Origin of the sequence: Congregibacter litoralis KT71, from assembly GCF_000153125.2 — a bacterium.
GTDB lineage: Bacteria > Pseudomonadota > Gammaproteobacteria > Pseudomonadales > Halieaceae > Congregibacter > Congregibacter litoralis.
On the sequence record NZ_CM002299.1, the window covers coordinates 1,278,748 to 1,302,825 of the forward strand.

The following is a 24,078-nucleotide window of genomic DNA, read 5'->3' on the forward strand; positions in this document are numbered from 1 at the left end:
GGTTGACCGGATGTGTCGGCGGTACAGGTGTGCCCGCTCATTACCGGGTGCGAAAAACTGTTTGTCGTGTGCGAGGGTAAGCGTGGGCGCGAGCGGGAGTCACAATTGTGAACGCAGAGTTAGAGGTATCCACCAGGCCTGAAGAGAGTGTCGAAATGCTCTCCGGTGGAGAGATGATCGCAAGGGCCCTGGAAGACGAGGGCGTAGAGTTTATTTTCGGGTATCCCGGTGGTGCGGTACTGCACATCTACGACGCCCTGTTTAAGGCGGCGAGCGTGCCTCATGTGCTGGTCCGTCATGAACAGGCTGCCACCCACGCCGCCGACGGCTATGCGAGGGCCACGGGCAAGCCGGGCGTGGTGCTGGTGACCTCAGGCCCCGGGGCTACAAATGCGGTAACCGGGATCGCCACGGCCTACATGGACTCCATCCCCATGGTGGTGCTTTCGGGGCAGGTGCAGAGCCATCTCATCGGCGAGGACGCTTTTCAGGAAACCGATATGCTCGGCATCTCCCGGCCTATCGTAAAGCACAGTTTTCAGGTGCGTCACGCCAGTCAGCTCCCGGGTGTCATCAAGAAGGCGTTTCACATAGCCGGTAGCGGTCGGCCCGGTCCGGTCGTGATCGATATTCCCAAAGACATTACCCGCCCCGATGAGCGCTTTCCCTACGAGTATCCCGAAAGCGTCAAGCTGCGCTCCTATTCTCCCGCGGTGCGCGGGCACAGCGGTCAAATACGCAAAGCAGCAAAGCTCCTGCTGTCAGCCAAGCGTCCCGTTATCTACTCCGGGGGCGGTGTGATCCTCGGCGAGGGCAGCGAGCTCCTCACGGAGCTTGCGCAGCATCTGAATTTTCCCGTAACCAATACACTGATGGGCCTGGGTGCCTATCCGGGTTCTGATCGCCAGTTCCTGGGCATGTTGGGTATGCACGGGCTCTACGAAGCCAACATGGCAATGCATCATGCAGACGTGATTCTGGCGGTAGGCGCGCGCTTTGATGATCGGGTGACCAACACCGTCAGCAAGTTCTGCCCCGGGGCGAAAATCATTCATATTGATGTGGATCCCGCGGCCATCTCCAAGACGGTGACGGCTGACATTCCTATCGTGGGCCCCGTGCGTGCGGTGCTCACAGATCTGCTGGAGGCGATCCGCAGCGCTCAAGGCAACGAGGATGCGGAGCCGGAGCCCGTGTCTCTGGATGCCTGGTGGTCACAGATCGAAGAGTGGCGGGCCAGTCACGGTCTGTGGACCGGCAGGCGCTTTGGAGAGAGCGAGTACATTAAACCCCAGGAGGTTATTCAGAGCCTGTATCGCATTACCAACGGCGATGCCTTTGTAACCTCCGATGTGGGGCAGCACCAGATGTTTGCGGCGCAGTACTACCGCTTTAACAAACCCCGCCGCTGGATCAATTCCGGGGGGCTGGGAACCATGGGCTTTGGTCTTCCCTCGGCCATGGGTGTCAAGCTGGCTTTTCCCGAGGAGGACGTAGCCTGTGTCACCGGCGAGGGGAGTATCCAGATGAATATTCAGGAGCTGTCTACCTGTCTTCAGTACAACACGCCCGTGAAGATCATCAATCTTCGCAACAATTATCTCGGCATGGTCAAGCAATGGCAGGATATGCAGTACGAGGGGCGCTACGCCATGAGTACCTATGAGGATTCGCTCCCCGATTTTATGAAGCTCACGGAGTCCTATGGCCATGTGGGTATCACCGTGCGGGATAAAGCCGAGCTCGACGAAAAAATGGCGGAGGCCTTTGCCCTCAAAGATCGTCTCGTTTTCCTGGATGTGTATGTGGATCCTATGGAACATGTCTACCCGATGCATGTGGCGCCTAATGGCTCCATGAAGGACATGTGGCTTAGCAAGAACGAGAGGAGCTGACATGCGGCGCATTATTTCTATATTGATGGAGAACGAACCCGGGGCACTGTCGCGGGTGGTGGGACTGTTTTCGCAGCGGGGCTACAACATTGAGACGCTTAACGTGGCAGCGACGGAAGATGCGACCCTGTCGCGCTTAACCCTGACGACCTTCGGCGATGACCGTCACATCGAGCAGATCACCAAACACCTCAATCGTCTTGTGGATGTGGTGAAGCTGGTAGATCTTACCGAGGGCGCCCACGTAGAGCGGGATTTGATGCTCATCAAGGTGCGGGCGGACGCCACGCAGCGCGAGGAGATCAAGCGGACCACGGATATATTCCGGGGGCAGATTGTGGATGTAGGTCCGCGGGTTTATACGATCCAGCTGGCGGGCACCACGGACAAGCTCGATTCCTTCGTCTCTGCAATTCCGGAAGCAGATATTCTGGAGGTGGTGCGTTCGGGGGTTGCGGGTATTTCTCGAGGGGAAAAAGTACTGCGGCCCTAGGGCCGCAGCTTTAATACGGTTGATCTACCCTGGCTAAAGAATGCTCTTCATCGCGGTCATGTGGCCGCGAAGCATCGTCCCTACGGTCTCTACAGGATGGGAGCGGATCGCTTCGTTGACTCGAATGAGTTCCTGATTGTCCACGGTGTTATCGTCACCCAGACCGCCGCCGATAACATCCGTCTCAATGTCCTTCATAAAGTCGGCCAGGAGTGGTCGGCAAGCATGGTCAAACAGATAGCAGCCGTATTCTGCCGTATCCGAGATAACCACGTTCATTTCGTAAAGCTTTTTGCGGGCGATGGTATTGGCGATCAGCGGCGTTTCGTGGAGAGACTCGTAGTAGGCGGACTCGTCGATGATGCCCGCGGACACCATGGTTTCGAAAGCGAGTTCAACGCCGGCCTTCACCATGGCGACCATGAGGATGCCGTGGTCGTAGAACTCCTGTTCGCCAATCTCCTGACTTGTGTTTTCGGATTTTTCAAAGGCGGTTTCGGCAGTGGCGGCGCGCCATTTGAGAAGGTTGGCATCGTCGTTCGCCCAATCTTCCATCATGGTGCGTGAGAACTCGCCCGTCATGATGTCGTCCTGATGCTTTTCGTACAGAGGGCGCATGATCTTCCTGAGTTCCTCGGCAAGATAGAAGGCGCGCAGCTTCGCGGGGTTGCTCAAACGGTCCATCATGTTGGTGATGCCGCCGTGCTTGAGGCCCTCGGTGACTGTCTCCCAGCCGTACTGGATAAGCTTGGAGGCATAGCTGGCATCGATGCCTTTTTCGACCATCTTGTCGAAACACAGTATGGAACCGGTCTGGAGCATGCCGCAGAGTATGGTCTGCTCTCCCATGAGGTCTGATTTCACTTCTGCTATGAATGAGCTTTGCAAAACGCCCGCGCGGTGTCCACCGGTGCCTACGGCATAGGCTTTGGCGATTTCCATGCCGTCACCGTTGGGATCATTTTCCGTGTGAACCGCAATCAATGTGGGGACACCGAAACCACGCTTGTACTCTTCGCGGACTTCGGTGCCCGGGCACTTGGGAGCCACCATGATTACCGTCAGGTCGTCGCGGATCTGCATACCTTCCTCTACGATGTTGAAACCGTGAGAGTAAGACAGACAAGCTCCATGCTTCATGAGGGGCATCACCGCAGAGACGACGGCGCTGTGTTGCTTGTCTGGAGTTAGGTTGAGCACGACGTCCGCGGTGGGAATGAGATCTTCGTAAGTACCAACGGTGAAGCCATTGTCCGTGGCGTTCTTCCAGGAAGCGCGCTGCTCGGTGATAGCTGACTCACGCAACGCGTAGCTGACATCCAGTCCGCTGTCGCGGAGATTCAGTCCCTGATTGAGTCCCTGAGCACCGCAGCCCACGATAACCAATTTCTTGCCTTTGAGTTTGTCGACGCCGTCGGCGAACTCGCTGGCATCCATAAAGCGGCATTTACCCAGTTGCTCCAGTTGGAGGCGCAGGGGAAGGGTGTTGAAGTAGTTCTGTCCCATGGGGAGGTTCCTTGCTTTGAGAAAGCGCGCAAGTTTAAGGGAATAAGTAATTTGCGTAAAACGCTATATACTGAAAACTGTTTTGCGTGAAACGCCAATTATGGATCTCAAATCCCTGCAGATTTTCCTGTCGGTGAACAGTAGTCTCAGCTTCACCCGAACGGCGTCAGAGCAGCACCTGAGTATCTCTGCGGTCAGTCGTTGCATTCATCGTTTGGAGGAGGAGCTGGGTGAGCGTCTGTTTGACCGAGACCGTCGCGGCATGACGGCAACCAGTGCCGCCCGCAGGCTGCAGACCGTTGCGGAGCGCATGCTCTCGGACTGGCGTTCCCTGCAACAATCTCTTGGAGACGACGAGCGTTTGCAGGGAGAGTTGCGGATTTTCTGCTCTGTAACGGCAACGCACCGGCTCCTGTCGCCATTACTGGCAGCTTATCGTGAGGCGTTTCCCCGGGTGCAGATTCTGTTGCAAACCGGTGACCAGGCGGACGGTTTCGAGCGGGTGCGACGGGGAAGCTCCGATGTCGCCGTGATTGCCCGACCGGAAAGCCAAGGTGAGAGCTATGCTTTTGCACCCCTGGCAAATACACCCATGTGCCTGTGTCTGCCTCTCGTGGACTGTGCCTTGAGCGACGCCCTGCAGGGGCGAAGCGAAAAAGAGCTGTGGACTGTTCTTGGAGATCTACCCTGGGTGTTACCTGCGCGAGGGGTGAGTAAAGATCTCATTGATCAATGGTTGCGGGGCCGTTTTTCTCGACAACCCGTGGTGTATGCCCGGGTGGCGGGGCACGAGGCCATTGTCGCTATGGTATCTCTGGGATTGGGCGTCGCGGTGCTTCCTCGACTGGTCGTGGAGGCAAGCGGTCTCGAGAACAGTTTGCGGGTCATCGATCTGGGAAACGAGTTGCCGGAGTTCGAGATCAGCCTGTGTGCCCGGCAGCCGCGTCTGACGGATCCCGTGATACAGGGGCTCTGGAAAGTGGCTGAGGGACTGGAACACTCTTCTGATAGAATCAAGGGACAATAACGGGAAAATCCAGTGGCTGATCAAGACCCAAAGAATGAGACTGCCGACGTCCCGGCCTCGAAGGAGGACCGTCACGATGAGGCTGCACCCCTGGCCCCCGTCAATGACGGTAATGACGGCAATGAAGGTAAAGAGACCACCGGTCCCGCGAGCCTGTTGCCGGACAGTCTCGGTGAGGCCGCAAGTTCCATAGAGAACCTTATCGAGGATCACGAAGAGGAAGTCTCCGAGAACGGACGCACGGTCAAGCGCCGGGGCGTATACCTTCTGCCAAATCTCTTTACCACCGGCGCGCTGTTCTGTGGCTTCTATGCGGTGGTCGCGGCCATGCGGGGCGATTACGAAACTGCGCCCATCGCCATTCTGTTCGCTCTGGTGTTCGACGGGCTCGACGGTCGTGTCGCCCGCATGACAAATACCAGTAGTAAGTTTGGTGCGGAGTACGACAGTCTGGCGGATATGGTGTCCTTTGGTGTTGCGCCCGCCCTGGTGATGTTTAGCTGGGCGCTGGGTGACTTGGGTAAAGCGGGTTGGAGCGCAGCCTTTGTCTATGTGGCCTGCGCCGCCTTGCGGTTAGCGCGCTTCAATACTCAGGTAGGCGTGGGTGATCCTAACTTCTTTATGGGACTGGCTAGTCCCGCGGCGGCCTGCATCATGGCCTGCACGGTCTGGGTTTGCCAGGATCAGGGTTGGGTAGGGGCCGCGCTGCCCCTCGAGCTGGCGGTCCTGGTGGCAGCTTTAACCGGGACCGTAGCTATATTGATGGTGGTTAATGTTCCCTACCACAGCTTTAAGGGCTTCGACCTCCATGGACGGGTGCCCTTCGTAGCTATCCTGGCGGTAGTCCTTGTGTTTGGGTTGGTGACGGTGGATCCACCGAAAATCCTGCTCCTTGCATCCCTCGCCTATGCGTTGTCGGGGCCTGTAGAGCAGCTTCGCCGCTGGCAAAAATAGCGGGTTTTCAGCCCCTCCCGGCGCCGACAAAACTTTTTTAATAAAAAGGCTTGTGCGACTTCCTCGCATGCGTATAATGCGCGCCTCCGCCAGCCTGAGGGTTGTCGGAAAACACCAGATCCCAGCGATTTGGTGGGTGTTTAACAAACAGATGAAGACAGAAGTGTGGGCACTTGTTGGGATAGTTGTTTAACGACTATTCAGACACAACAAGTGACTCATCAATTCAAAGTCATTGGATCTTTTCGAAGATTTAGTGGCGCAGTAATTTTTGATTTCGAATTGTGTCTGAGCCGAGATTTGTTGGTGAGCGCGGGTAACTGTGAAAACCAACCCTCATATCGAGAGATTGAGGTTAAAGATTAAACTGAAGAGTTTGATCATGGCTCAGATTGAACGCTGGCGGCAGGCCTAACACATGCAAGTCGAGCGCGAAAGTACTTCGGTATGAGTAGAGCGGCGGACGGGTGAGTAACGCGTAGGAATCTATCCAGTAGTGGGGGACAACTCGGGGAAACTCGAGCTAATACCGCATACGTCCTAAGGGAGAAAGCGGGGGATCTTCGGACCTCGCGCTATTGGAGGAGCCTGCGTTGGATTAGCTAGTTGGTGGGGTAAAGGCCTACCAAGGCGACGATCCATAGCTGGTCTGAGAGGATGATCAGCCACACCGGGACTGAGACACGGCCCGGACTCCTACGGGAGGCAGCAGTGGGGAATATTGCGCAATGGGCGAAAGCCTGACGCAGCCATGCCGCGTGTGTGAAGAAGGCCTTCGGGTTGTAAAGCACTTTCAATTGGGAAGAAAGGTTAGTAGTTAATAACTGCTAGCTGTGACATTACCTTTAGAAGAAGCACCGGCTAACTCCGTGCCAGCAGCCGCGGTAATACGGAGGGTGCGAGCGTTAATCGGAATTACTGGGCGTAAAGCGCGCGTAGGCGGTCTGTTAAGTCGGATGTGAAAGCCCCGGGCTCAACCTGGGAATTGCACCCGATACTGGCCGACTGGAGTGCGAGAGAGGGAGGTAGAATTCCACGTGTAGCGGTGAAATGCGTAGATATGTGGAGGAATACCGGTGGCGAAGGCGGCCTCCTGGCTCGACACTGACGCTGAGGTGCGAAAGCGTGGGGAGCAAACAGGATTAGATACCCTGGTAGTCCACGCCGTAAACGATGTCTACTAGCCGTTGGGAGACTTGATTTCTTGGTGGCGAAGTTAACGCGATAAGTAGACCGCCTGGGGAGTACGGCCGCAAGGTTAAAACTCAAATGAATTGACGGGGGCCCGCACAAGCGGTGGAGCATGTGGTTTAATTCGATGCAACGCGAAGAACCTTACCAGGCCTTGACATCCTAGGAATCCTGTAGAGATACGGGAGTGCCTTCGGGAATCTAGTGACAGGTGCTGCATGGCTGTCGTCAGCTCGTGTCGTGAGATGTTGGGTTAAGTCCCGTAACGAGCGCAACCCTTGTCCTTAGTTGCCAGCGCGTAATGGCGGGAACTCTAAGGAGACTGCCGGTGACAAACCGGAGGAAGGTGGGGACGACGTCAAGTCATCATGGCCCTTACGGCCTGGGCTACACACGTGCTACAATGGAACGCACAGAGGGCAGCAAACCCGCGAGGGGGAGCGAATCCCACAAAACGTTTCGTAGTCCGGATCGGAGTCTGCAACTCGACTCCGTGAAGTCGGAATCGCTAGTAATCGTGAATCAGAATGTCACGGTGAATACGTTCCCGGGCCTTGTACACACCGCCCGTCACACCATGGGAGTGGGTTGCTCCAGAAGTGGTTAGCCTAACCTTCGGGAGGGCGATCACCACGGAGTGATTCATGACTGGGGTGAAGTCGTAACAAGGTAGCCCTAGGGGAACCTGGGGCTGGATCACCTCCTTAAACGATAAGCACTACCTGACGAGTGCTCACACTTTTGTCTTCATCTAATCGGTTAATGCCATAAGTAACAGCAGGCCTGTAGCTCAGTTGGTTAGAGCGCACCCCTGATAAGGGTGAGGTCGGCAGTTCAAATCTGCCCAGGCCTACCACTTAGCTCGGGCGTGTCGCAGGACGAGGGGCTATAGCTCAGATGGGAGAGCGCCTGATTTGCATTCAGGAGGTCCGCGGTTCGATCCCGCGTAGCTCCACCATTCTTAGCGCGTCCTGGGATTAAGAAGATAGATAGATAGATAGACAGATAGATAGATAGATAGAAAAACATGGCATTAACGAAATCAGAGGCAGTTACAGCGTGCTGTGCCTGCCTCTGGTTTTTATAACCGGTTCTGGTTTGTCCAAGCGACACCAGATGTTCTTTAACAAGGTAGATCAAGCTGAGTCTTTGAGCTGAGCTGAAGCACAGGAAAGACGCTTAGGCGTTTGAGTGTGAGTCAGACAGTTCTTAGATAAATTGTTCAGTGGTAACGGGTATTCAATTCCCCGTTATCACGACGAGTTGTAAAATATGTTGCAAAACATACTGTGACTTAAGCGTCACAACATCCGGCGGATCGGAGTCGGACAGATGAGTTAACCGCTTGTTTGTCTTAAACGATCTTTACTAAACCCGGCCACGTAAGCAGTTGCTTAAGGGCGTGGACGGGAGTCTTCGCCCCCCAGGGATGGGGGGTGCATCGAGTAGCGTCTGGAACGCTACCGATGGACTAAATCGAAGTCATCGCAGATGATTTGGATTATATGGTCAAGTGACTAAGCGCACACGGTGGATGCCTTGGCAGTCAGAGGCGATGAAGGACGTTGGAGCTTGCGAAAAGTCTCGGGGAGGTAGCAACCAACCTTTGATCCGGGAATGTCCGAATGGGGAAACCCACCCAATGTAAGTTGGGTATCTATTACTGAATACATAGGTAATAGAGGCGAACGCGGGGAACTGAAACATCTAAGTACCCGTAGGAAAAGAAATCAATTGAGATTCCCCCAGTAGCGGCGAGCGACCGGGGAAGAGCCTGCATGTAATAGCTTGTGGATTAGTGGAACGGTCTGGAAAGTCCGGCGATAGAGGGTGATAGCCCCGTACACGAAAATCTGTAGGTGGTACTGAGCATGCGATAAGTAGGTCGGGACACGTGATATCTTGACTGAAGACGGGGGGACCATCCTCCAAGGCTAAATACTCCTGACTGACCGATAGTGAACCAGTACCGTGAGGGAAAGGCGAAAAGAACCCCGGAGAGGGGAGTGAAATAGATCCTGAAACCGTGTGCGTACAAGCAGTGGGAGCAGACTTGTTCTGTGACTGCGTACCTTTTGTATAATGGGTCAGCGACTTATTGTCTGTAGCAAGCTTAACCGTATAGGGGAGGCGTAGGGAAACCGAGTCTTAATAGGGCGTTTAGTTGCAGGCAATAGACCCGAAACCGGGCGATCTATCCATGGCCAGGCTGAAGGTTGGGTAACACTAACTGGAGGGCCGAACCCACTTATGTTGAAAAATGAGGGGATGAGCTGTGGATCGGAGTGAAAGGCTAATCAAGCCCGGAGATAGCTGGTTCTCCTCGAAATCTATTTAGGTAGAGCGTCGTGTCTTACCCTGGGGGGTAGAGCACTGTTTGGGCTAGGGGGTCATCCCGACTTACCAACCCCATGCAAACTCCGAATACCCAGGAGTACAATCACGGCAGACAGACAGCGGGTGCTAACGTCCGTTGTCGAGAGGGCAACAACCCAGACCGCCAGCTAAGGTCCCCAATACCAGTTAAGTGGGAAACGATGTGGGAAGGCTTAGACAGCTAGGAGGTTGGCTTAGAAGCAGCCACCCTTTAAAGAAAGCGTAATAGCTCACTAGTCGAGTCGGCCTGCGCGGAAGATGTAACGGGGCTAAACTGGTAACCGAAGCTGCGGATGCATGCTTGCATGCATGGTAGAGGAGCGTTCTGTAAGCCGTTGAAGGTGAACCGGGAGGTTTGCTGGAGGTATCAGAAGTGCGAATGCTGACATGAGTAACGATAAGGGGGGTGAAAAACCTCCCCGCCGGAAGATCAAGGTTTCCTGTCCAACGCTAATCGGGACAGGGTGAGTCGGCCCCTAAGGCGAGGCAGAGATGCGTAGTCGATGGGAAGCAGGTTAATATTCCTGCACTTCTTCATATTGCGATGGGGGGACGGAGAAGGCTAGGCCAGCGCGGCGATGGTTGTCCGCGTTTAAGGTTGTAGGCTGAGATCTTAGGTAAATCCGGGATCTTAAGGCCGAGAGCTGATGACGAGCTTCGAGCGAGAGCGACAAGCGAAGTGGTCGATGCCATGCTTCCAGGAAAAGCCTCTAAGCTTCAGATATGAAGGAACCGTACTGTAAACCGACACAGGTGATCAGGTAGAGAATACCCAGGCGCTTGAGAGAACTCGGGTGAAGGAACTAGGCAAAATGGTACCGTAACTTCGGGAGAAGGTACGCTGCTGTTGGTGATGGGACTTGCTCCCTAAGCTGACGGCAGTCGAAGTGACCAGTTGGCTGCGACTGTTTATTAAAAACATAGCACTCTGCAAACACGAAAGTGGACGTATAGGGTGTGACGCCTGCCCGGTGCCGGAAGGTTAAATGATGGGGTTATCTTCGGAGAAGCTCTTGATTGAAGCCCCGGTAAACGGCGGCCGTAACTATAACGGTCCTAAGGTAGCGAAATTCCTTGTCGGGTAAGTTCCGACCTGCACGAATGGCGTAACGATGGCCAAACTGTCTCCACCCGAGACTCAGTGAAATTGAAATCGCTGTTAAGATGCAGTGTACCCGCGGCTAGACGGAAAGACCCCCGTGAACCTTTACTATAGCTTCACACGGGACTTTGACCTTATTTGTGTAGGATAGCTGGGAGGCTTTGAAGCAGTGGCGCTAGCCATTGTGGAGCCGTCCTTGAAATACCAGCCTGGTAATGTTGAGGTTCTAACTCAGGTCCCTGATCGGGATCGAGGACAGTGTGTGGTGGGTAGTTTGACTGGGGCGGTCTCCTCCCAAAGCGTAACGGAGGAGCACGAAGGTGCGCTAATCATGGTCGGAAATCATGAGGTTAGTGTAAAGGCACAAGCGCGCTTGACTGCGAGACTGACAAGTCGAGCAGGTACGAAAGTAGGTCTTAGTGATCCGGTGGTTCTGAATGGAAGGGCCATCGCTCAACGGATAAAAGGTACTCCGGGGATAACAGGCTGATACCGCCCAAGAGTTCACATCGACGGCGGTGTTTGGCACCTCGATGTCGGCTCATCACATCCTGGGGCTGAAGCCGGTCCCAAGGGTATGGCTGTTCGCCATTTAAAGTGGTACGCGAGCTGGGTTTAGAACGTCGTGAGACAGTTCGGTCCCTATCTGCCGTGGGCGTTGGAGAATTGAGGGAAGCTGCTCCTAGTACGAGAGGACCGGAGTGGACGAACCCCTGGTGTTCCGGTTGTGTCGCCAGACGCATTGCCGGGTAGCTACGTTCGGAAGGGATAACCGCTGAAAGCATCTAAGCGGGAAGCCCCTCCCAAGATAAGTTCTCCCTGACCCCTTGAGGGTCCTGAAGGGCCGTAGAAGACTACTACGTTGATAGGCTGGGTGTGGAAGCGTTGTGAGGCGTTGAGCTAACCAGTACTAATTGCCCGTGAGGCTTGACCATATAATCCAAGTTATTTGCTGCAAGCGAGCGATCGCGAGCAACAGAAAGAAGACTGCGGATGTTGTGATTGAGTCAGAGTGTGTAGCAACACGCTTAGGTAAGACAAAGCAAGACAAAGCAAGACAAAGAAAATCCGGAATGAACACCCGGACCTCAGCTTGAACTACCGACCTAATTTGATTGAGTAAGGCACAGCCAACCGCTGGTAAGACCCCAAACAATCATGCCAGTTTGCCTGGCGACCATAGAGCATTGGAACCACCTGACCCCATCCCGAACTCAGCAGTGAAACGATGCATCGCCGATGGTAGTGTGGGGCTTCCCCATGTGAGAGTAGGTCATCGCCAGGCGCCAAAAAGGAAAAACCCCTGTAGCTTTGCTGCGGGGGTTTTTGCTTTTTAGGAAGCGGTGATTCTCTTTTACAAAAAACCGCTAAGAAAAACGAAACAACCGTGAACACCCAAGAGTGAGTATCACGACAGATCGTAGCGAGACAGCTTGCTACTGGTCGATAAAGGGTGACCCGGTTCCACGGTCGCGAAACCACTTGGTAATAATGAACTTCGATCCAGCCTCCACGGGAAGTCCCGCGTGCACAGTGCTGGGGTTGGGTTCGCCACTGGGGAGGAGATTGTTCCAGCATATCGCCATCCCTGCCTCGGGCATGACAGTTCTGTCGATTTTGCTGAAATGCGTCCCGCCCCCTTGTTCCGGTTTGTTGAGATAAATCATGAAGGTCCAGGTTCGCTGACCGTCGGCGAGGGCAAACTGGTCATATTCTGGCGTACCGGGCACAAAGTAATCCGGATGCGCTTTGTACTGCTGCCCTGGCTCATACCATTGGCCCTGAGTCACTTCTCCCCAGCGGTGATTGAGCCCCAGAGTATTTGCAATGCTCTTATTGATGTCCGCTACGAAAGGGTGCTCATGTACTCTGAGACTGCAGGTACGACTGGATCTGAAGTCAGACTGCTGCTCATACCCATCAACCTTCGATGGATGGGCGTTTGCTCTAATAGCCTCAACCAGGGTGTTGCATTGCTGAGTACTAAGAAAGTTTTCAATAGCAAACAGCTGCAGCTCGTCGTCACATAGGGTGGTTACCCGCCCGTTAGGGGTACTGCGGATAAGCTTCGGAGCTGCCAGCGCTGCGTAGTCAACGTTCGCCTGTCGATGCCTTTTCACGCCCTTGCTTGCAGTTCGTGCGCTGACTTCCTGCTGATAGCTTTTTCTCGAGGCCGCTTTTTTTAAAGCATACTTGATGTCTTTCGCCGCAAAACCTTGAGCCTCGAGAGCCACTCGGGTCTCAGCAACCGTTGCGCCGTCCTTCAGATTGGAGCGGGTCCAGTGTACCCACTCGTCACTGATCGCCATAAAAAGCCTCTATCAAAGCAGCCGACCTTTTGCCGACTTTCTGCAAAGGAGTCTATGCAGCGCTCATCTGGGGGTCAACAAGATCGCCCCGGAGCGCCGCCGCCACAGCCGTACATAAACAGAGAAGCTTGCTTGATCTGCCATTGTTATCCGAAGGAGTCCGGAGTCGTTTGTGTGCACAGTGCAACAGGGTCGACCTATTCCCTAAGCGAGTACAGCTCCTCCCGGGATGTGCATACCAGGCTTTCGGACATGACATTGATCGACCCTTGACCTCTGAGCATGATGGTTTTCTGGATGCTTCGGGTCTCATATTGCAGGCACGGGGGTTTGAGGCCTGCGCAGCCTGATATCAAAGCAGCTGACAATAATAGAGCTAGCTTTATGAGGTTTCGAGGAAGCTTTAATGATCGTGCGCGCGACATAGTGTTGCTCCAATAAGCAATGAAGACCGGCGTCACAGAGCCGATCGGGATACCTTGGTGTGCTTATTGGTGTAAGGCGGCGTCAAGCGCACTCATCCTCGGTGAGTGCGCCTCGCTAAGTACCTAGCAAATTGTGCTCCAAGTCCAGGGGCTCTTTGAAAAACACCTATTTTTCAGGGGCATGCAAGCCGCACCCGGTCGGTATTTGCAGTTTCGGACGGTGTTTCGATCAAGCGGCTTAGCTGTTTTTGCGCTATGAGCTGGCGCGCCATGAAAAGCGTGCAACCCGATAGTGCAGGAAGCTGCTTTGCCTCAGCCAAACGGCGCAAACCTTGCGACTAATGGATACCGGCGCATCATCTGGTGGTATTCTGGGACTCTGGGAATGTGCTTTTGCAAACAAAAGAAGGCGAGCTATGAGTCTGGTTTTTTACACCAACCCCATGTCCCGAGGGCGCATCGTCCGCTGGATGCTTGAGGAAGTTGGAGAGCCCTACGACACCATCGTTCTGGACTATGGTGACGCTATGAAATCTCCGAGTTACCTTGCCATCAACCCCATGGGTAAGGTGCCCACACTTGTGCACGGAGATGCTGTCGTCACGGAGACGGGGGCAATATGTGCCTATCTGGCTGATGCATTTCCCGTCGCAGACCTAGCGCCCAGGGACTCGGAAAGAGCGGCGTATCATCGATGGATGTACTTCGCCGCGGGCCCTGTGGAGGCCGCCACCAGCAACCGTTCCCTCGGTGTGGAGCCCGATGAACAGCAATCCGGAATGCTCGGTTATGGCTCCTTCGATCTGACCTATCAAACCCTTCTGTTCGCCCTGGCTGATAATCCCTTCATCTGCGGGGAGCGGTTTACCGCCGCTGACGTGTATTTCGGTTCGGAAGTGATGTTTGGCTTGCAGTTCAAAAGCCTTCAGGAGCACCCGCTATTGTGTGCTTATCGCGATCGTTTGACGGAGCGTAGCGCTTACCAAAGAGCCTCGGTGCTGGACGATGCAGCGCTCGCTGGTGATTCGTAAGTGGCGCGACCAGCGTGTCACGGTAATAGCTCTTTTAACGCAGTCTTAGACAAAAGCAGCTCACCATTGAGCGGTAGGGTTCCAAACTAAAAGGATAGGTGAAATGGAGTTTGATGCACTGTGGGTGGTTTTGATCGTTTTGGTCGCCCTTACCCTGTGGCTGTTTCTGGGAAAGTCCAAAACCAAAAAGCGTCCGCAGCCACCAAAAAAGCCGTCCTCTGTCAGTCAGCCCAGCGCCAAAGGCGCGGAATCAGCTGAACTGCCCGCGTTTGAGTCGGCGGCCGTGGATAGGTCTGAAGTCGCGCAGCGGCCTCTGCCCGCCGAGCTTGAGGGCTTTCATCTTGTTATGCGGGACGAGCTGACGCCTGAGGTGTCGGCGAATATCGATGCCATTTGCACCCGTATGCCCGAGCCTCATCCCGTACAGCGAAAGCTGGCCAGTGGCCTGGATACGCCGGATGCTTTAATGGAGGCCGTTGCCTCGGATGCGGGCCTTACGGCCAGCATACTTCGTACCGTCAACTCTGCGGCATTTTCCCTGGCGTCTCCCATTACCAGCGTTCAGCATGCCATCACCTATCTTGGGGTCAGTGTTGTGAAGGGACTGGTGGCGCAGGCGGCCGTGGCAGAGCAGCTTGATGAGGGTAGTCCTGAGCAGCAGGCAGCTTTGGGACGGATTTGGAAGTCCGCATGCACGGCAAGTGCCATGGCGCAGATGCTTGGACAGGAGCTTGGTGTGGAACGTCCCTCGGTACTCGCCACGAAGGCGCTTTTCTTCAACCTCGGCGATGTGGCCCTCGTTACCAGCGTTGAGGGACTGCCGGCGGTCTACAGCGACGGTGTTAGCATCGTGGACCGCGTAAGCGCTCAACAAAAGGCCTGCTCGGCGAACACCGCCATCGTAGGAGCGGGGTTGGCGCGGCACTGGCATCTCCCCGATGATATCGCCAATGCCATTGAGTCCGGCTTTATTCCCCTTGTCACCCCGGCCTCAGAACACCCCATGAGCGGTGCCGAGCGTCAGGAAAACGTACTGCTGTATTTGGCGGGACGCATAGGCGACCGGGTGACCTATCGTGGTCTCGCTGATATCGCAGAACTTCCCATCGCGGATTCCGAGGAACCGGGACTCTTCTATCTCGAGGAGCAACTCAAGGCGTCCGGGCTGGGGCGCGTGCCGGCCCTCCTGGAGGAGCCGGCTTTCCGACGCAAAGCGAATCGCGTCCTGGCAACGCTGAACGCCTAGCCACTCTTCATCGCGGTTTGCCGCGGCGCTGCCATCCCGACGTGCTGGCGAGGGCGTCACGATAGCCTCTGACGGATTCTTCGTTGTAGGGCCTGAAGTCCACAGGCAGGGTCCCGAGATAGGTGAAGCCGCGAGTGCTTACGTCGAAATGTAGACCGGTAAAGCGCACTCCCCGGGCATAGGCCTGCCGTGCCGCCTCTGCGAAAGCGGGGTCGTGGACACTGCTGGGGCGAACAACGACGCCGTCGAGCCTCTGGATGACAAATAACACCGTCGCTTTGTCGCCGACTTCTACCTTCTGAATGAGTTCCTCGAGGTGACCCGTGGCCCGCTTACTCACGGAGTCAGGGAAATAGGCGCCGCCATCGGGGTATACCAGATGGCAGTTCTTTACCTCGACCCAATGGCGGCTGTTCGCGCCCTCCAGCAACAGGTCAATGCGCGAACGTGCCCCATAGGCAACTTCCCGGGACAGTTTCCGGTAGCGCTTCAGTCCGTTTACCTGCTTTGCCTGCACCACGGTCTCTGCCAGTCGATTCGGTAGCTGGGTATTGGTGCCGATCATCACTCCGTTGATTTCCAGGAGTTCCAGGGTGTAGCGCAGCTTACGAGGACTATCATCAGGCACCTGCGATACCCAGGCCCGACTCCCTGGCACTATGAGTCCCTCCATGCGACCGGTGTTAACGCAGTGGGCATCGACTTCCCTATCACCAAGGGCGATGCGAGCGATAAAGCGATCGTAGCGTGCGAGAAAGGTGCCTTGGATCAGTGGCTTTGCATGCGGTATGAACATGGTGATGAGGGTAACACTCACTGAAATAGACGCGGGGCTCAAGCCAGGTTTTTTCGCGCCTGGTAACTGTCAATTACTGATTCGAACGCTAGAATTACCTCGTTCTTTTTCAGGAGGTACAGGCACATGAAAACAGCACAGGATCTGGTGGCCGCAGCCAAGGCGGGCATTACCGAGGTGGCCCTGGAGGGCGCGGAGGAAGCGGTGTTAGCCGCGGACGTGCTTATAGATGTTCGTGAGGGCAATGAGTATCAGGACGGCCACATCGGCGGTGCTATCAATATTCCCCGGGGTTTGTTGGAGTTTATGCTGTCGACGGATGAGAGCCTCCAGGACCGTTCCCGCCGTTATCTGCTCTACTGCAAAACCAGTGGCCGTGCCGCCCTGTCGGCTAAAACCATGGAAGAGATGGGATATCTTCATGTGAAGTCTATCGATGGTGGATTCGATGCGTGGAAGGAATCCGGTAAACCGGTTGCCCATCCCAGTTCACCTGATTTCGGCTAGCTTCAGCGGAGTTCGAAAACGCAGCTGTCGCTGCCAGTGGCACAACACTGCGTTTCCACGCAGCGAAGGTTGGGATCTACGATGGACGTAAACAGTCTTTGAAATACCGCACTGTGCCAGTGGCACAAGGGTTCTGAGGATGTTTCTCCCCGGACGACGGGATTGTCGTGCAGGGTAAATACCAGGGGGTGTCGCGAGCGGACACGGAAGCGACCGGAACCGGCAAAGGTCCAGGCGTGTTTTTCAATGATATTGGCCAGCAGCGGGGCGGAGAGCCAGGGCGGCAGGGTGCGCATCACGCGCAGCGCGGCCGTGGGAATTCGATGCCTGATGATGTAGTCCGCTGTGCGCTCCCCAGCGCGGTTTGTCAGTTTAGGGGCCAGTCCGGGGTGATTCGATCGGAGCGCCTGATGGAGGGCCGCCGCGGGTGACTCCGCCATCATGCCCTCATCCGACGGAAGCTCCGACATTCCCGACAGGAGCATGAGTCGCTTACGCTCGTCCTCTCCCAGCATATCGTCAAGCAGCGGCACCAATTGCAACACGCTGTTGGGTCCGATGCGGGCAAGCCCGTCATTCGGGGGCGGTATTGCCACCGGTGCATTCACTAGGCCATTTCCTCGATTTTCTCGCTTCCTTGGGTGACGCTTTGATCAACATAGCCTTCAGCGAAAGAGTCGTTCATTTGCTGGTCTCCGCCTCCACAGGCTTTGACTGTTACGACCTGTTCCTCGCAGTCTTCCAGTGCTGCCTGTTTGCGGGCACGAGCCTGCGCAGCGCGATCCTGACTGGATTCCCAGTCTTCCAGTTGTGCCGGCGCGATCTTACGCGTCGTATCAAAGTGGAAGTCGACCTTGTCTTTGGTTTGCGGGCCCCAGTAGCCGGCCTTGCCCAGATCGTAGAAGCTCCTTTGAAAGCCTGCCTTCATAAAGGCCTTGAGGCAGCCCAGGAGATAGCGACGACGGAACCCCGTGCCGCGCCAGGGATAATGAAACAACGCCTTCTTGCTGTAAAAGCGACGATAGTTGCGCATGACGCCATCCAGAAGCTCCCCGCGACTCATAGCGGCGGGCTTCATGATCGGGGTCACAAAGTTGTACTTCGAAAAGTCGAAGATTTCGACCTTATCGCCCAGGTCCTGGAATAGCGGCGTGAAGGGCCAGGGGGTATACATCGCCCAGTTCGCCAGATCGGGCTGCCACTCCCAGGCCATTTGATAGGTCTCTTCCAGGGTCTCGGGTGTTTCGTTGTCCAGGCCGACGATAAACTGCGCCTCAATGAGAATATCCGCTTCCCGCAGAAGCTGAATCGCCCGCTTGTTGTCTTCGACCTTCGTTTCTTTATTGAACTGATCGAGTTTCATCTGTGCCGCCGCCTCGGTGCCCAGGCTGACATGAACCAGACCTGCACGGCGGTAGAGCGGCAAGAGCGCTTCATCCCTGAGAATGTCCGTAACGCGGGTATTGATGCCCCACTTTATGCGGTCCGGCAGCCCCCTTCGGATGAGTTCTTCGCAGAATTCGATAAACTTCTTGCGATTGATCGTGGGTTCCTCATCCGCAAGAATGAAAAATCCGACGTCGTGTTCATTGACGAGTTTTTCAATTTCGTCGACCACCTTGATGGGGTCACGCACACGATAATCCCGCCAGAATTTCCATTGGGAGCAAAAGGAGCAGGTAAAGGGGCAGCCCCGTGCCATATTCGGTATCGCTACGCGTGTTCCCAAAGGAATGTAGGTGTAGTGGCTCCACTCCAGCATGTTCCAGTCGGGCTCAATGGAATCCAGATCTTTGATTGTGGGTGCGGCGGGCGTTGCGACGATTTCGCTGCCGCGTCGAAAAGCTACGCCCTTGATAGATTCGCGCTGGGCTTCAAAGTCCCCGCAGGCGGCCGCGCGGACCACATCACAAAGAATCTCTTCACCCTCACCGCGTACGATGAGGTCTATCCATGGCGCCTCGCTCAGCACCTGCTTGTACATAAACGTCGCATGAATGCCCCCGAGTACTCTGAGAGCCTGGGGTGCATGCTCTTTCGCAAGCTCCAGAATGCGTTCCGCCGCGTAAATAGAAGGCGTAATTGAGGTCACTCCGACGAGATCGGGCTGCAGCTCTGAAATGCGCGCGGCGATGGTTCCATCGTCCAGATCGTGGGTCATGGCATCGATGAAATGGATGTCGGTAAAGCCCGCCTTGCGCAAAGGGCCGGACAGGTAAGCCACCCAGGCGGGCGGCCAGCTGCCGGCGATCTCGGCGCCGCCGGACTGATAATTGGGATGCACAAACAGTATTCGCATGCCGCTCGACTCTGGCAAAAGTGTCCAATAAATGTAACACCTAAAGTGTTAACTAAATTTGACATATGTCAAGGCTTGCTTATACGCGTAAGCTCGTGCAATTCACAGGAGTTTGCTATGGAAGGCCAGTCATTGCCCGCCGCTTTTGATGCGGAGGAAGTACCTTGGGCGTTGCCAAGTTCGCCATCGGTGCTTTGCTACCATCGGCCGGGCAGTGGTCCTCCGCTCCTGCTTCTACACAGTATGAACGCAGCGGCGAGTGCGTTTGAGGTGAAGCCGTTTTTTGAGGATATGGCGCTCTCCATGCCACTGTACGCGCCGGATCTGCCGGGTTTTGGTCGCTCGGAACGCAGCGATCGGGTCTACAGCCCGGAATTTTATGCCCGCGTGATCATCGACATGGTAGAAACCATGGATCTGGGTCCCGTGGATGTGCTGGCGCTGTCCACGACATCGGAGTTCGCTGCGCGGGCGGCCCTTGAGGCGCCGGAGCTCTTTCGCAGCCTGACCCTGGTTTCACCGACGGGTTTTATGCGCCGACGCGAGTCACGCTCGCGAGCGCCCGAGCGCGTCCATCGGGTGTTACGTCTTCCCCTTCTGGGTGCAGGTCTCTTTCGGGTTCTCAGAACAAAGCCGAGCATTCGATTTTTTTTGGACAAGGCGTTTGCCGGCGGCGCGCCAGAGGACATGGTTGATTACGCCTGGGCCTGTGCGGCGCAGCCTGGAGCCTCTTATGCGCCGTTTTACTTCTTGTCGACACAGTTTTTTGCGCCCGACGCCGTGGGGGATCTCTATGAGCCCCTGCGATTACCGGTTCAGGTCCTCTACGACAAAGATCCCAATATCAGCTTTGATTATCTGGATGACGTGGCGCGGGACCATGACAACTGGCAGCTGACCCGGATTCCCGACACGCTGGGTTTGCCGCAGTTTGAGGCGCCGGCGCAAACCCAGGCGGCATTGGAGAGTTTTCTAGGTCAGCTCTCCTGAGGGTTTTTCCCGTCGGGCAACGGCAGCTCTCATCGGCTAATGACACCCATTTTGTAAATTGATCGTGTAAGCTTGGATTTACACAGGCATCTTTTCGGATGTCTTCCAAGAATTAGCTGGAAGTTAGAACTATGGCGAAAGCCTTCCCGTTTACGGCCATTGTTGGTCAGGACGAAATGAAAACCGCCCTGCTTGTGGCGGCGGTGGACCCCTCCATCGGGGGCGTCCTTGTGTTTGGGGATAGAGGTACGGGCAAGTCCACGGCGATCCGGGCATTGGCCGCTTTGATGCCAAAAATCCCCATGGTTGAGGGTTGTCCCTTTAACTGCGATCCCGATAAAAAGCCCGCGGGGCTCTGTGCGCGCTGCGAATCCGGCACAGAGAAACTGAAATCCCGGGCGTCACCGATTCCCGTGGTGGATCTTCCCCTGGGCGCTACGGAAGATCGGGTGATCGGTGCCCTGGATCTTGAGCGGGCGCTGCATGATGGCGAGAAAGCCTTCGAAGCGGGGCTGCTGGCCCGGGCGCACCGCGGATTTCTCTATATCGATGAAGTCAATCTCCTTGAGGATCATATCGTCGACTCGCTCCTGGATGTTGCTGCCAGTGGTGAAAACGTCGTCGAACGGGAAGGGCTCAGCGTGCGTCATCCCGCACGCTTTGTGCTTGTGGGCAGTGGAAACCCGGAGGAGGGGGAACTGCGGCCCCAGCTCCTGGATCGTTTCGGCATGTCCGTGGAGGTAAAAACACCCCAGGACGTGGCGGCGCGGGTAGAAATTGTCCGGCAACGCGATGCCTTTGAGCGGGATCCCGAGGGCTTTACCAAGCATCAGCAGCGCAAAGAGGGGCGCGTTCGCCGGCAGTTACAAAAGGCCCGGGAATCGCTGGACTCGATTGAGGTTGCGGACGAGGTGCTGGAGGCGGCAGCAACCTTGTGCATGTCCCTTGGTACCGACGGTCTTCGCGGTGAGCTCACGCTGGTAAGAACGGCGCGGGCTCAGGCGGCGCTGGCGGGTCGTGATGTGGCTACCCTTGACGATATGAAAGCGCTGGCACCCTCAGTGCTACGGCACCGGCTGCGACGGGATCCCCTTGATGAATCGGGGTCTACGGCGCGCATCGACAAGGCCCTGTCGGCGCTCTTCGATTGACCATCGCAGCAAGCGATGAACAGCTTGCGCGCTGGAATGATGCGGCGTGGGCTGCAGCCTGCCTGGCGGTGGGAGGTCATAGCCTGGGGGGGGTCCGACTGAAAGGGCGCCCCGGTCCCGTACGGGACTTCTGGTTGGAACAGTGCCAGGCACTGCTGCCCGACGCCACGCCGTGGCGAAAGATACCCCTGCACTGCAGTGAGTCCCGTCTTCTGGGTGGTCTCGATTTGGCGGCGACGCTGCGTAAAGGCTCTCCCGTTGCCGGGCGCGGTCTTTTGGTGGAAAGCAGTGATGGCGTCGTCCTCCTCAGTATGGCGGAGCGGGCGCCGACCTCCGTGGTGGCGCCCCTGGCGGCGCTTCTGGATGAGCCGGTGCTACGTCTGGAGCGTGAGGGTATTGCGGCCCAGCACGATTGTCGTCTCGCAGTTATAGCCCTCGATGAAGGTGTCGATGACGAGGCCCTGGCAGCCAACTTGATCGAGCGTCTGGCATTGCAGATCGATCTTACGCCTTTGCCCGTCGGAGCCATCGATGAGTTTCCCTGGTCAAGGGAGGATATTCAGGGTGCCCGGGAAGCCCTTGCGGAGGTGGAGCTGGGGGATCAGGCGCTGCAGAGTATTTGTCAGGCGACCCTGGCCTTGGGTATCGATTCTCCGAGGGCGGCATTGCTGGCGGCGAGAACAGCGCGGGTGCTCACGGCTCTGGCGAGGGAGGAGAGCGTATCCGATGAGCAGCTAGAGCAGGTCGTGCGACTGGTGTTGCTACCTCTGGCAACGCGGCTCCCTGGGGGCGATGAGCAGGATGCCGAGGATGATGTCGAAGAAAGTCCGGACGACAGCGCCGACGATTCGCAGCCCCCGGACAATGAAACGCCCGATGCACCTGACAGTCCGCCACCGTCCGATGCGCAGAGGGAGTCTGAGGACGACAAGGCGCCGGATGCCGAGCAACCTAATACTGATCCGGACCCTCTGACCGATGATCGTCTCCTGGAGGCAGCGCAGGCAATGCTGCCGCCCGATTTGCTTGCGAAGTTACTCAGTGGGTCCATGGGCGCACGACGCAATGCGGCAAGCGGGAAGTCCGGAGCCCGGCAGCGCGCGAAGATGCGCGGACGTCCCATGGGCAGTCTCCCCGGTGATCCCCGCAGCGGAGCGCGACTGGATGTCATGGCGACCCTGCGCACCGCCGCGCCCTGGCAGCGCTTGCGGGGTCCGGCGACGGGCGGCGCTCGCTTGCGGGTGCAAGCCGAAGATTTTCGTATTGTGCGCTTTCGTCAGCGATCGCAGAGTGTCACGGTATTTGTCGTTGATGCATCGGGGTCTTCGGCGCTCTACCGTCTTGCTGAGGCGAAGGGTGCCGTCGAGCTCCTCCTCGCTGACTGCTACGTGCGGCGTGACGAAGTAGCGCTTATTGCGTTTCGAGGCGACAGCGCAGAGTTGCTGTTGCCGCCCACGCGGTCGCTGGTGCGCGCAAAGCGCAGTCTCTCGGCCTTGCCGGGCGGCGGTGGAACGCCCCTGGCGGCGGGCATTGATGCCACCGCTGAGCTGTTGGAAATGCTCGATCGCCGCGGGGCAACGCCCGCCTATGTGATGCTGACGGACGGTCGGGGCAACGTCTGTCGCGACGGCAGCACGGGGCGGGAGCCCGCCCTTGCCGATGCTCTGTTGGCGGCGCAGAACCTGCGATTGAGTAGTGCGGCGGCAGGTATGGTGATTGATACCTCGCCACGGCCGCACCGCTCCGCGGCGGAGCTGGCGGAAAATCTGGGCGCGCTGTATCTTCCCCTGCCCAATGCCGATGCCCGGCAGTTGCAGTCCGTTGTTCGCCAGGTCGTGAGTTAGGCTCATGACCGACTATGAGCTTCCTGAAAATTGGCCCGATTCGGATAGCAGCGAGTTTATTGAGTCTTCGGGGTTGCGCTGGCACGTGCAGATTCGTGGCAGCGGCCCCGATTTACTCTTGCTCCATGGCACGGGGGCGTCCTCCCATTCCTGGGTGCCTATGGCGCGTCTCCTGGAGTCGGACTTCCGTGTCATCGCCCCGGATCTCCCCGGGCAGGGCTTTACGGAGCTGGCGCCCGCAGCGCAGTGTTCCCTGACGGGCATGTCCCGTGCCATCGCTCATCTTCTTCAGACCCTGGATGCAAAGCCCGTGGTGATCGCGGGCCATTCTGCCGGCGCTGCCATCGCCGCATGCCTGTGCTTGCGAGGTTCCTTGAATCCCCGGTCCGTGGTCAGTATTAACGGTGCCATGTTGCCCTTCGGTCGTGCGGCTGCGCCGGTGTTCAGTAAGGCGGCGCAGCTGCTTGCAGCCTCTCCTGTGTTCACTCAGCTGGTGGCGCTTCACGCCGTGCCGCGAAAACCCGTGGAGCGGATGTTGCGTCAGACCGGTTCCCGCACGCCGCCCGAGATGGTGCGCTGCTATCGGGATCTGCTGGGTAAACCCCGCCATGTCGCGGCCACACTACGCATGATGGCGAACTGGAATCTGGAGCAGTTGGAGGCCAATCTGGATCGGCTGAATCCCGCCTTATCGCTTCTGGTCTGTGACAGGGATTCGGTGGTGCTGCCGGCTCAGGGTGAGGAGTTGGCGCGTCGTCTCCCCGGCTCAGAGCTTCATCGCATTGCCGATTTGGGGCATCTGGGTCACGAAGAGAGTCCCGAGTGGTTCGCTGAACAGGTTCGTAGGGCGGCTGCCCGGAGCTGAGGTTCAAGAAAGCCTTTGGTGGATCTGTGCAAGGCCTGTACTTGCTGCTATGCTGTAAAGCAAGTTTGACA

At 56.7% G+C, this 24,078-nt stretch carries 16 protein-coding genes, 2 tRNA genes and 3 rRNA genes; 16 read left to right on the plus strand and 5 right to left on the minus strand.

The features are described from left to right. The first annotated feature begins 155 nt into the window (after positions 1 to 155). Positions 156 to 1,895 carry an acetolactate synthase 3 large subunit gene (locus KT71_RS05940; RefSeq protein ID WP_008296357.1) on the plus strand — a complete coding sequence of 580 codons (1,740 nt, stop codon included), beginning with the start codon at positions 156 to 158 and terminating at the stop codon, positions 1,893 to 1,895. A 1-nt stretch (position 1,896) separates the two neighbouring features. Further along, the gene (gene ilvN / locus KT71_RS05945) at positions 1,897 to 2,388 is read left to right on the plus strand and encodes an acetolactate synthase small subunit (RefSeq protein ID WP_008296355.1); all 492 of its coding nucleotides are present in this window, start codon (positions 1,897 to 1,899) and stop codon (positions 2,386 to 2,388) included. Between the two features lie 33 nt (positions 2,389 to 2,421). On the opposite strand, the gene ilvC is transcribed toward ilvN, so the two are convergent. Next, the gene (gene ilvC / locus KT71_RS05950) at positions 2,422 to 3,894 is read right to left on the minus strand and encodes a ketol-acid reductoisomerase (RefSeq protein ID WP_008296354.1); all 1,473 of its coding nucleotides are present in this window, start codon (positions 3,892 to 3,894) and stop codon (positions 2,422 to 2,424) included. Positions 3,895 to 3,994: 100 nt separating this feature from the next. Between ilvC and ilvY the strand changes: the two genes are divergently transcribed. The 7 genes from ilvY (at position 3,995) to rrf (ending at position 11,829) form a co-directional block, all read left to right on the plus strand. Then, entirely contained in the window at positions 3,995 to 4,921 is a 927-nt protein-coding gene (gene ilvY / locus KT71_RS05955; RefSeq protein ID WP_008296353.1) for an HTH-type transcriptional activator IlvY, read from the plus strand. Positions 4,922 to 4,933: 12 nt separating this feature from the next. Next, positions 4,934 to 5,875: a CDP-diacylglycerol--serine O-phosphatidyltransferase gene (pssA, locus tag KT71_RS05960; protein ID WP_008296352.1), complete on the plus strand. Its 942-nt coding sequence runs from the start codon at positions 4,934 to 4,936 to the stop codon at positions 5,873 to 5,875. A gap of 364 nt (positions 5,876 to 6,239) precedes the next feature. Beyond that, positions 6,240 to 7,773: ribosomal RNA gene (locus KT71_RS05965) — 16S ribosomal RNA — on the plus strand. Positions 7,774 to 7,845: 72 nt separating this feature from the next. After that, positions 7,846 to 7,922: transfer RNA gene (locus tag KT71_RS05970), tRNA-Ile, on the plus strand. A gap of 26 nt (positions 7,923 to 7,948) precedes the next feature. Then, a tRNA-Ala gene (locus tag KT71_RS05975) sits at positions 7,949 to 8,024 on the plus strand. Between the two features lie 549 nt (positions 8,025 to 8,573). Beyond that, positions 8,574 to 11,479, plus strand: a 23S ribosomal RNA gene (locus tag KT71_RS05980). Between the two features lie 234 nt (positions 11,480 to 11,713). After that, positions 11,714 to 11,829: ribosomal RNA gene (gene rrf, locus KT71_RS05985) — 5S ribosomal RNA — on the plus strand. The 16S, 23S and 5S rRNA genes sit together here with 2 tRNA genes alongside, the layout of an rRNA operon. A gap of 151 nt (positions 11,830 to 11,980) precedes the next feature. On the opposite strand, the gene KT71_RS05990 is transcribed toward rrf, so the two are convergent. Beyond that, entirely contained in the window at positions 11,981 to 12,853 is an 873-nt protein-coding gene (locus KT71_RS05990) for a prolyl hydroxylase family protein (protein WP_008296350.1), read from the minus strand. Between the two features lie 841 nt (positions 12,854 to 13,694). Between KT71_RS05990 and KT71_RS05995 the strand changes: the two genes are divergently transcribed. Together KT71_RS05995 and KT71_RS06000 are read left to right on the plus strand one after the other, a co-directional pair. Further along, positions 13,695 to 14,309 (plus strand): glutathione S-transferase family protein, encoded by a 615-nt coding sequence (locus KT71_RS05995; RefSeq protein ID WP_008296349.1) that lies wholly within the window; start codon positions 13,695 to 13,697, stop codon positions 14,307 to 14,309. Positions 14,310 to 14,412: 103 nt separating this feature from the next. Beyond that, positions 14,413 to 15,555, plus strand: a complete 1,143-nt coding sequence (locus tag KT71_RS06000; protein ID WP_008296348.1) for an HDOD domain-containing protein — start codon at positions 14,413 to 14,415, stop codon at positions 15,553 to 15,555. 7 nt (positions 15,556 to 15,562) lie between these two features. Here KT71_RS06000 and sfsA read toward each other — a convergent pair whose 3' ends face one another. Next, positions 15,563 to 16,372 (minus strand): DNA/RNA nuclease SfsA, encoded by an 810-nt coding sequence (gene sfsA, locus KT71_RS06005; RefSeq protein WP_008296347.1) that lies wholly within the window; start codon positions 16,370 to 16,372, stop codon positions 15,563 to 15,565. Positions 16,373 to 16,477: 105 nt separating this feature from the next. Between sfsA and KT71_RS06010 the strand changes: the two genes are divergently transcribed. Next, on the plus strand, positions 16,478 to 16,858 hold the full coding sequence (locus KT71_RS06010) for a rhodanese-like domain-containing protein (RefSeq protein ID WP_008296345.1): 381 nt from the start codon (positions 16,478 to 16,480) through the stop codon (positions 16,856 to 16,858). A 2-nt stretch (positions 16,859 to 16,860) separates the two neighbouring features. Here the strand turns inward: KT71_RS06010 and bchJ are convergent, their stop codons facing one another. Then, the gene (gene bchJ / locus KT71_RS06015) at positions 16,861 to 17,466 is read right to left on the minus strand and encodes a bacteriochlorophyll 4-vinyl reductase (RefSeq protein WP_008296344.1); all 606 of its coding nucleotides are present in this window, start codon (positions 17,464 to 17,466) and stop codon (positions 16,861 to 16,863) included. After that, positions 17,466 to 19,157, minus strand: coding sequence for a magnesium-protoporphyrin IX monomethyl ester anaerobic oxidative cyclase (gene bchE, locus KT71_RS06020; RefSeq protein ID WP_008296343.1), 1,692 nt, complete (start codon positions 19,155 to 19,157; stop codon positions 17,466 to 17,468). The genes bchJ and bchE overlap by 1 nt, the downstream gene beginning before the upstream one ends. Before the next feature lie 117 nt (positions 19,158 to 19,274). Here bchE and KT71_RS06025 point away from each other — a divergent pair, with 117 nt between their 5' ends. The 4 genes from KT71_RS06025 (at position 19,275) to bchO (ending at position 24,007) form a co-directional block, all read left to right on the plus strand. Further along, positions 19,275 to 20,147, plus strand: coding sequence for an alpha/beta fold hydrolase (locus KT71_RS06025; protein WP_023660410.1), 873 nt, complete (start codon positions 19,275 to 19,277; stop codon positions 20,145 to 20,147). A gap of 131 nt (positions 20,148 to 20,278) precedes the next feature. After that, positions 20,279 to 21,298: a magnesium chelatase ATPase subunit I gene (gene bchI / locus KT71_RS06030; RefSeq protein WP_008296341.1), complete on the plus strand. Its 1,020-nt coding sequence runs from the start codon at positions 20,279 to 20,281 to the stop codon at positions 21,296 to 21,298. Then, positions 21,295 to 23,142: a magnesium chelatase subunit D gene (locus KT71_RS06035; RefSeq protein ID WP_008296340.1), complete on the plus strand. Its 1,848-nt coding sequence runs from the start codon at positions 21,295 to 21,297 to the stop codon at positions 23,140 to 23,142. The genes bchI and KT71_RS06035 overlap by 4 nt, the downstream gene beginning before the upstream one ends. Positions 23,143 to 23,146: 4 nt before the next feature. Then, positions 23,147 to 24,007: an alpha/beta fold hydrolase BchO gene (gene bchO, locus KT71_RS06040; protein WP_008296339.1), complete on the plus strand. Its 861-nt coding sequence runs from the start codon at positions 23,147 to 23,149 to the stop codon at positions 24,005 to 24,007. Positions 24,008 to 24,078 lie beyond the last annotated feature (71 nt).

Bases quoted from the DNA above. Each gene is read 5' to 3' on its own strand.
- KT71_RS05990 (WP_008296350.1), bottom strand. From the start codon at position 12,853: ATGGCGATCAGTGACGAGTGGGTACACTGGACCCGCTCCAATCTGAAG.
- KT71_RS05940 (WP_008296357.1), top strand. From the start codon at position 156: ATGCTCTCCGGTGGAGAGATGATCGCAAGGGCCCTGGAAGACGAGGGC.
- KT71_RS06010 (WP_008296345.1), top strand. From the start codon at position 16,478: ATGAAAACAGCACAGGATCTGGTGGCCGCAGCCAAGGCGGGCATTACC.
- KT71_RS06025 (WP_023660410.1), top strand. From the start codon at position 19,275: ATGGAAGGCCAGTCATTGCCCGCCGCTTTTGATGCGGAGGAAGTACCT.
- KT71_RS06000 (WP_008296348.1), top strand. From the start codon at position 14,413: ATGGAGTTTGATGCACTGTGGGTGGTTTTGATCGTTTTGGTCGCCCTT.
- ilvC (WP_008296354.1), bottom strand. From the start codon at position 3,894: ATGGGACAGAACTACTTCAACACCCTTCCCCTGCGCCTCCAACTGGAG.
- KT71_RS05995 (WP_008296349.1), top strand. From the start codon at position 13,695: ATGAGTCTGGTTTTTTACACCAACCCCATGTCCCGAGGGCGCATCGTC.
- ilvN (WP_008296355.1), top strand. From the start codon at position 1,897: ATGCGGCGCATTATTTCTATATTGATGGAGAACGAACCCGGGGCACTG.
- ilvY (WP_008296353.1), top strand. From the start codon at position 3,995: ATGGATCTCAAATCCCTGCAGATTTTCCTGTCGGTGAACAGTAGTCTC.
- bchE (WP_008296343.1), bottom strand. From the start codon at position 19,157: ATGCGAATACTGTTTGTGCATCCCAATTATCAGTCCGGCGGCGCCGAG.
- bchO (WP_008296339.1), top strand. From the start codon at position 23,147: ATGACCGACTATGAGCTTCCTGAAAATTGGCCCGATTCGGATAGCAGC.
- bchI (WP_008296341.1), top strand. From the start codon at position 20,279: ATGGCGAAAGCCTTCCCGTTTACGGCCATTGTTGGTCAGGACGAAATG.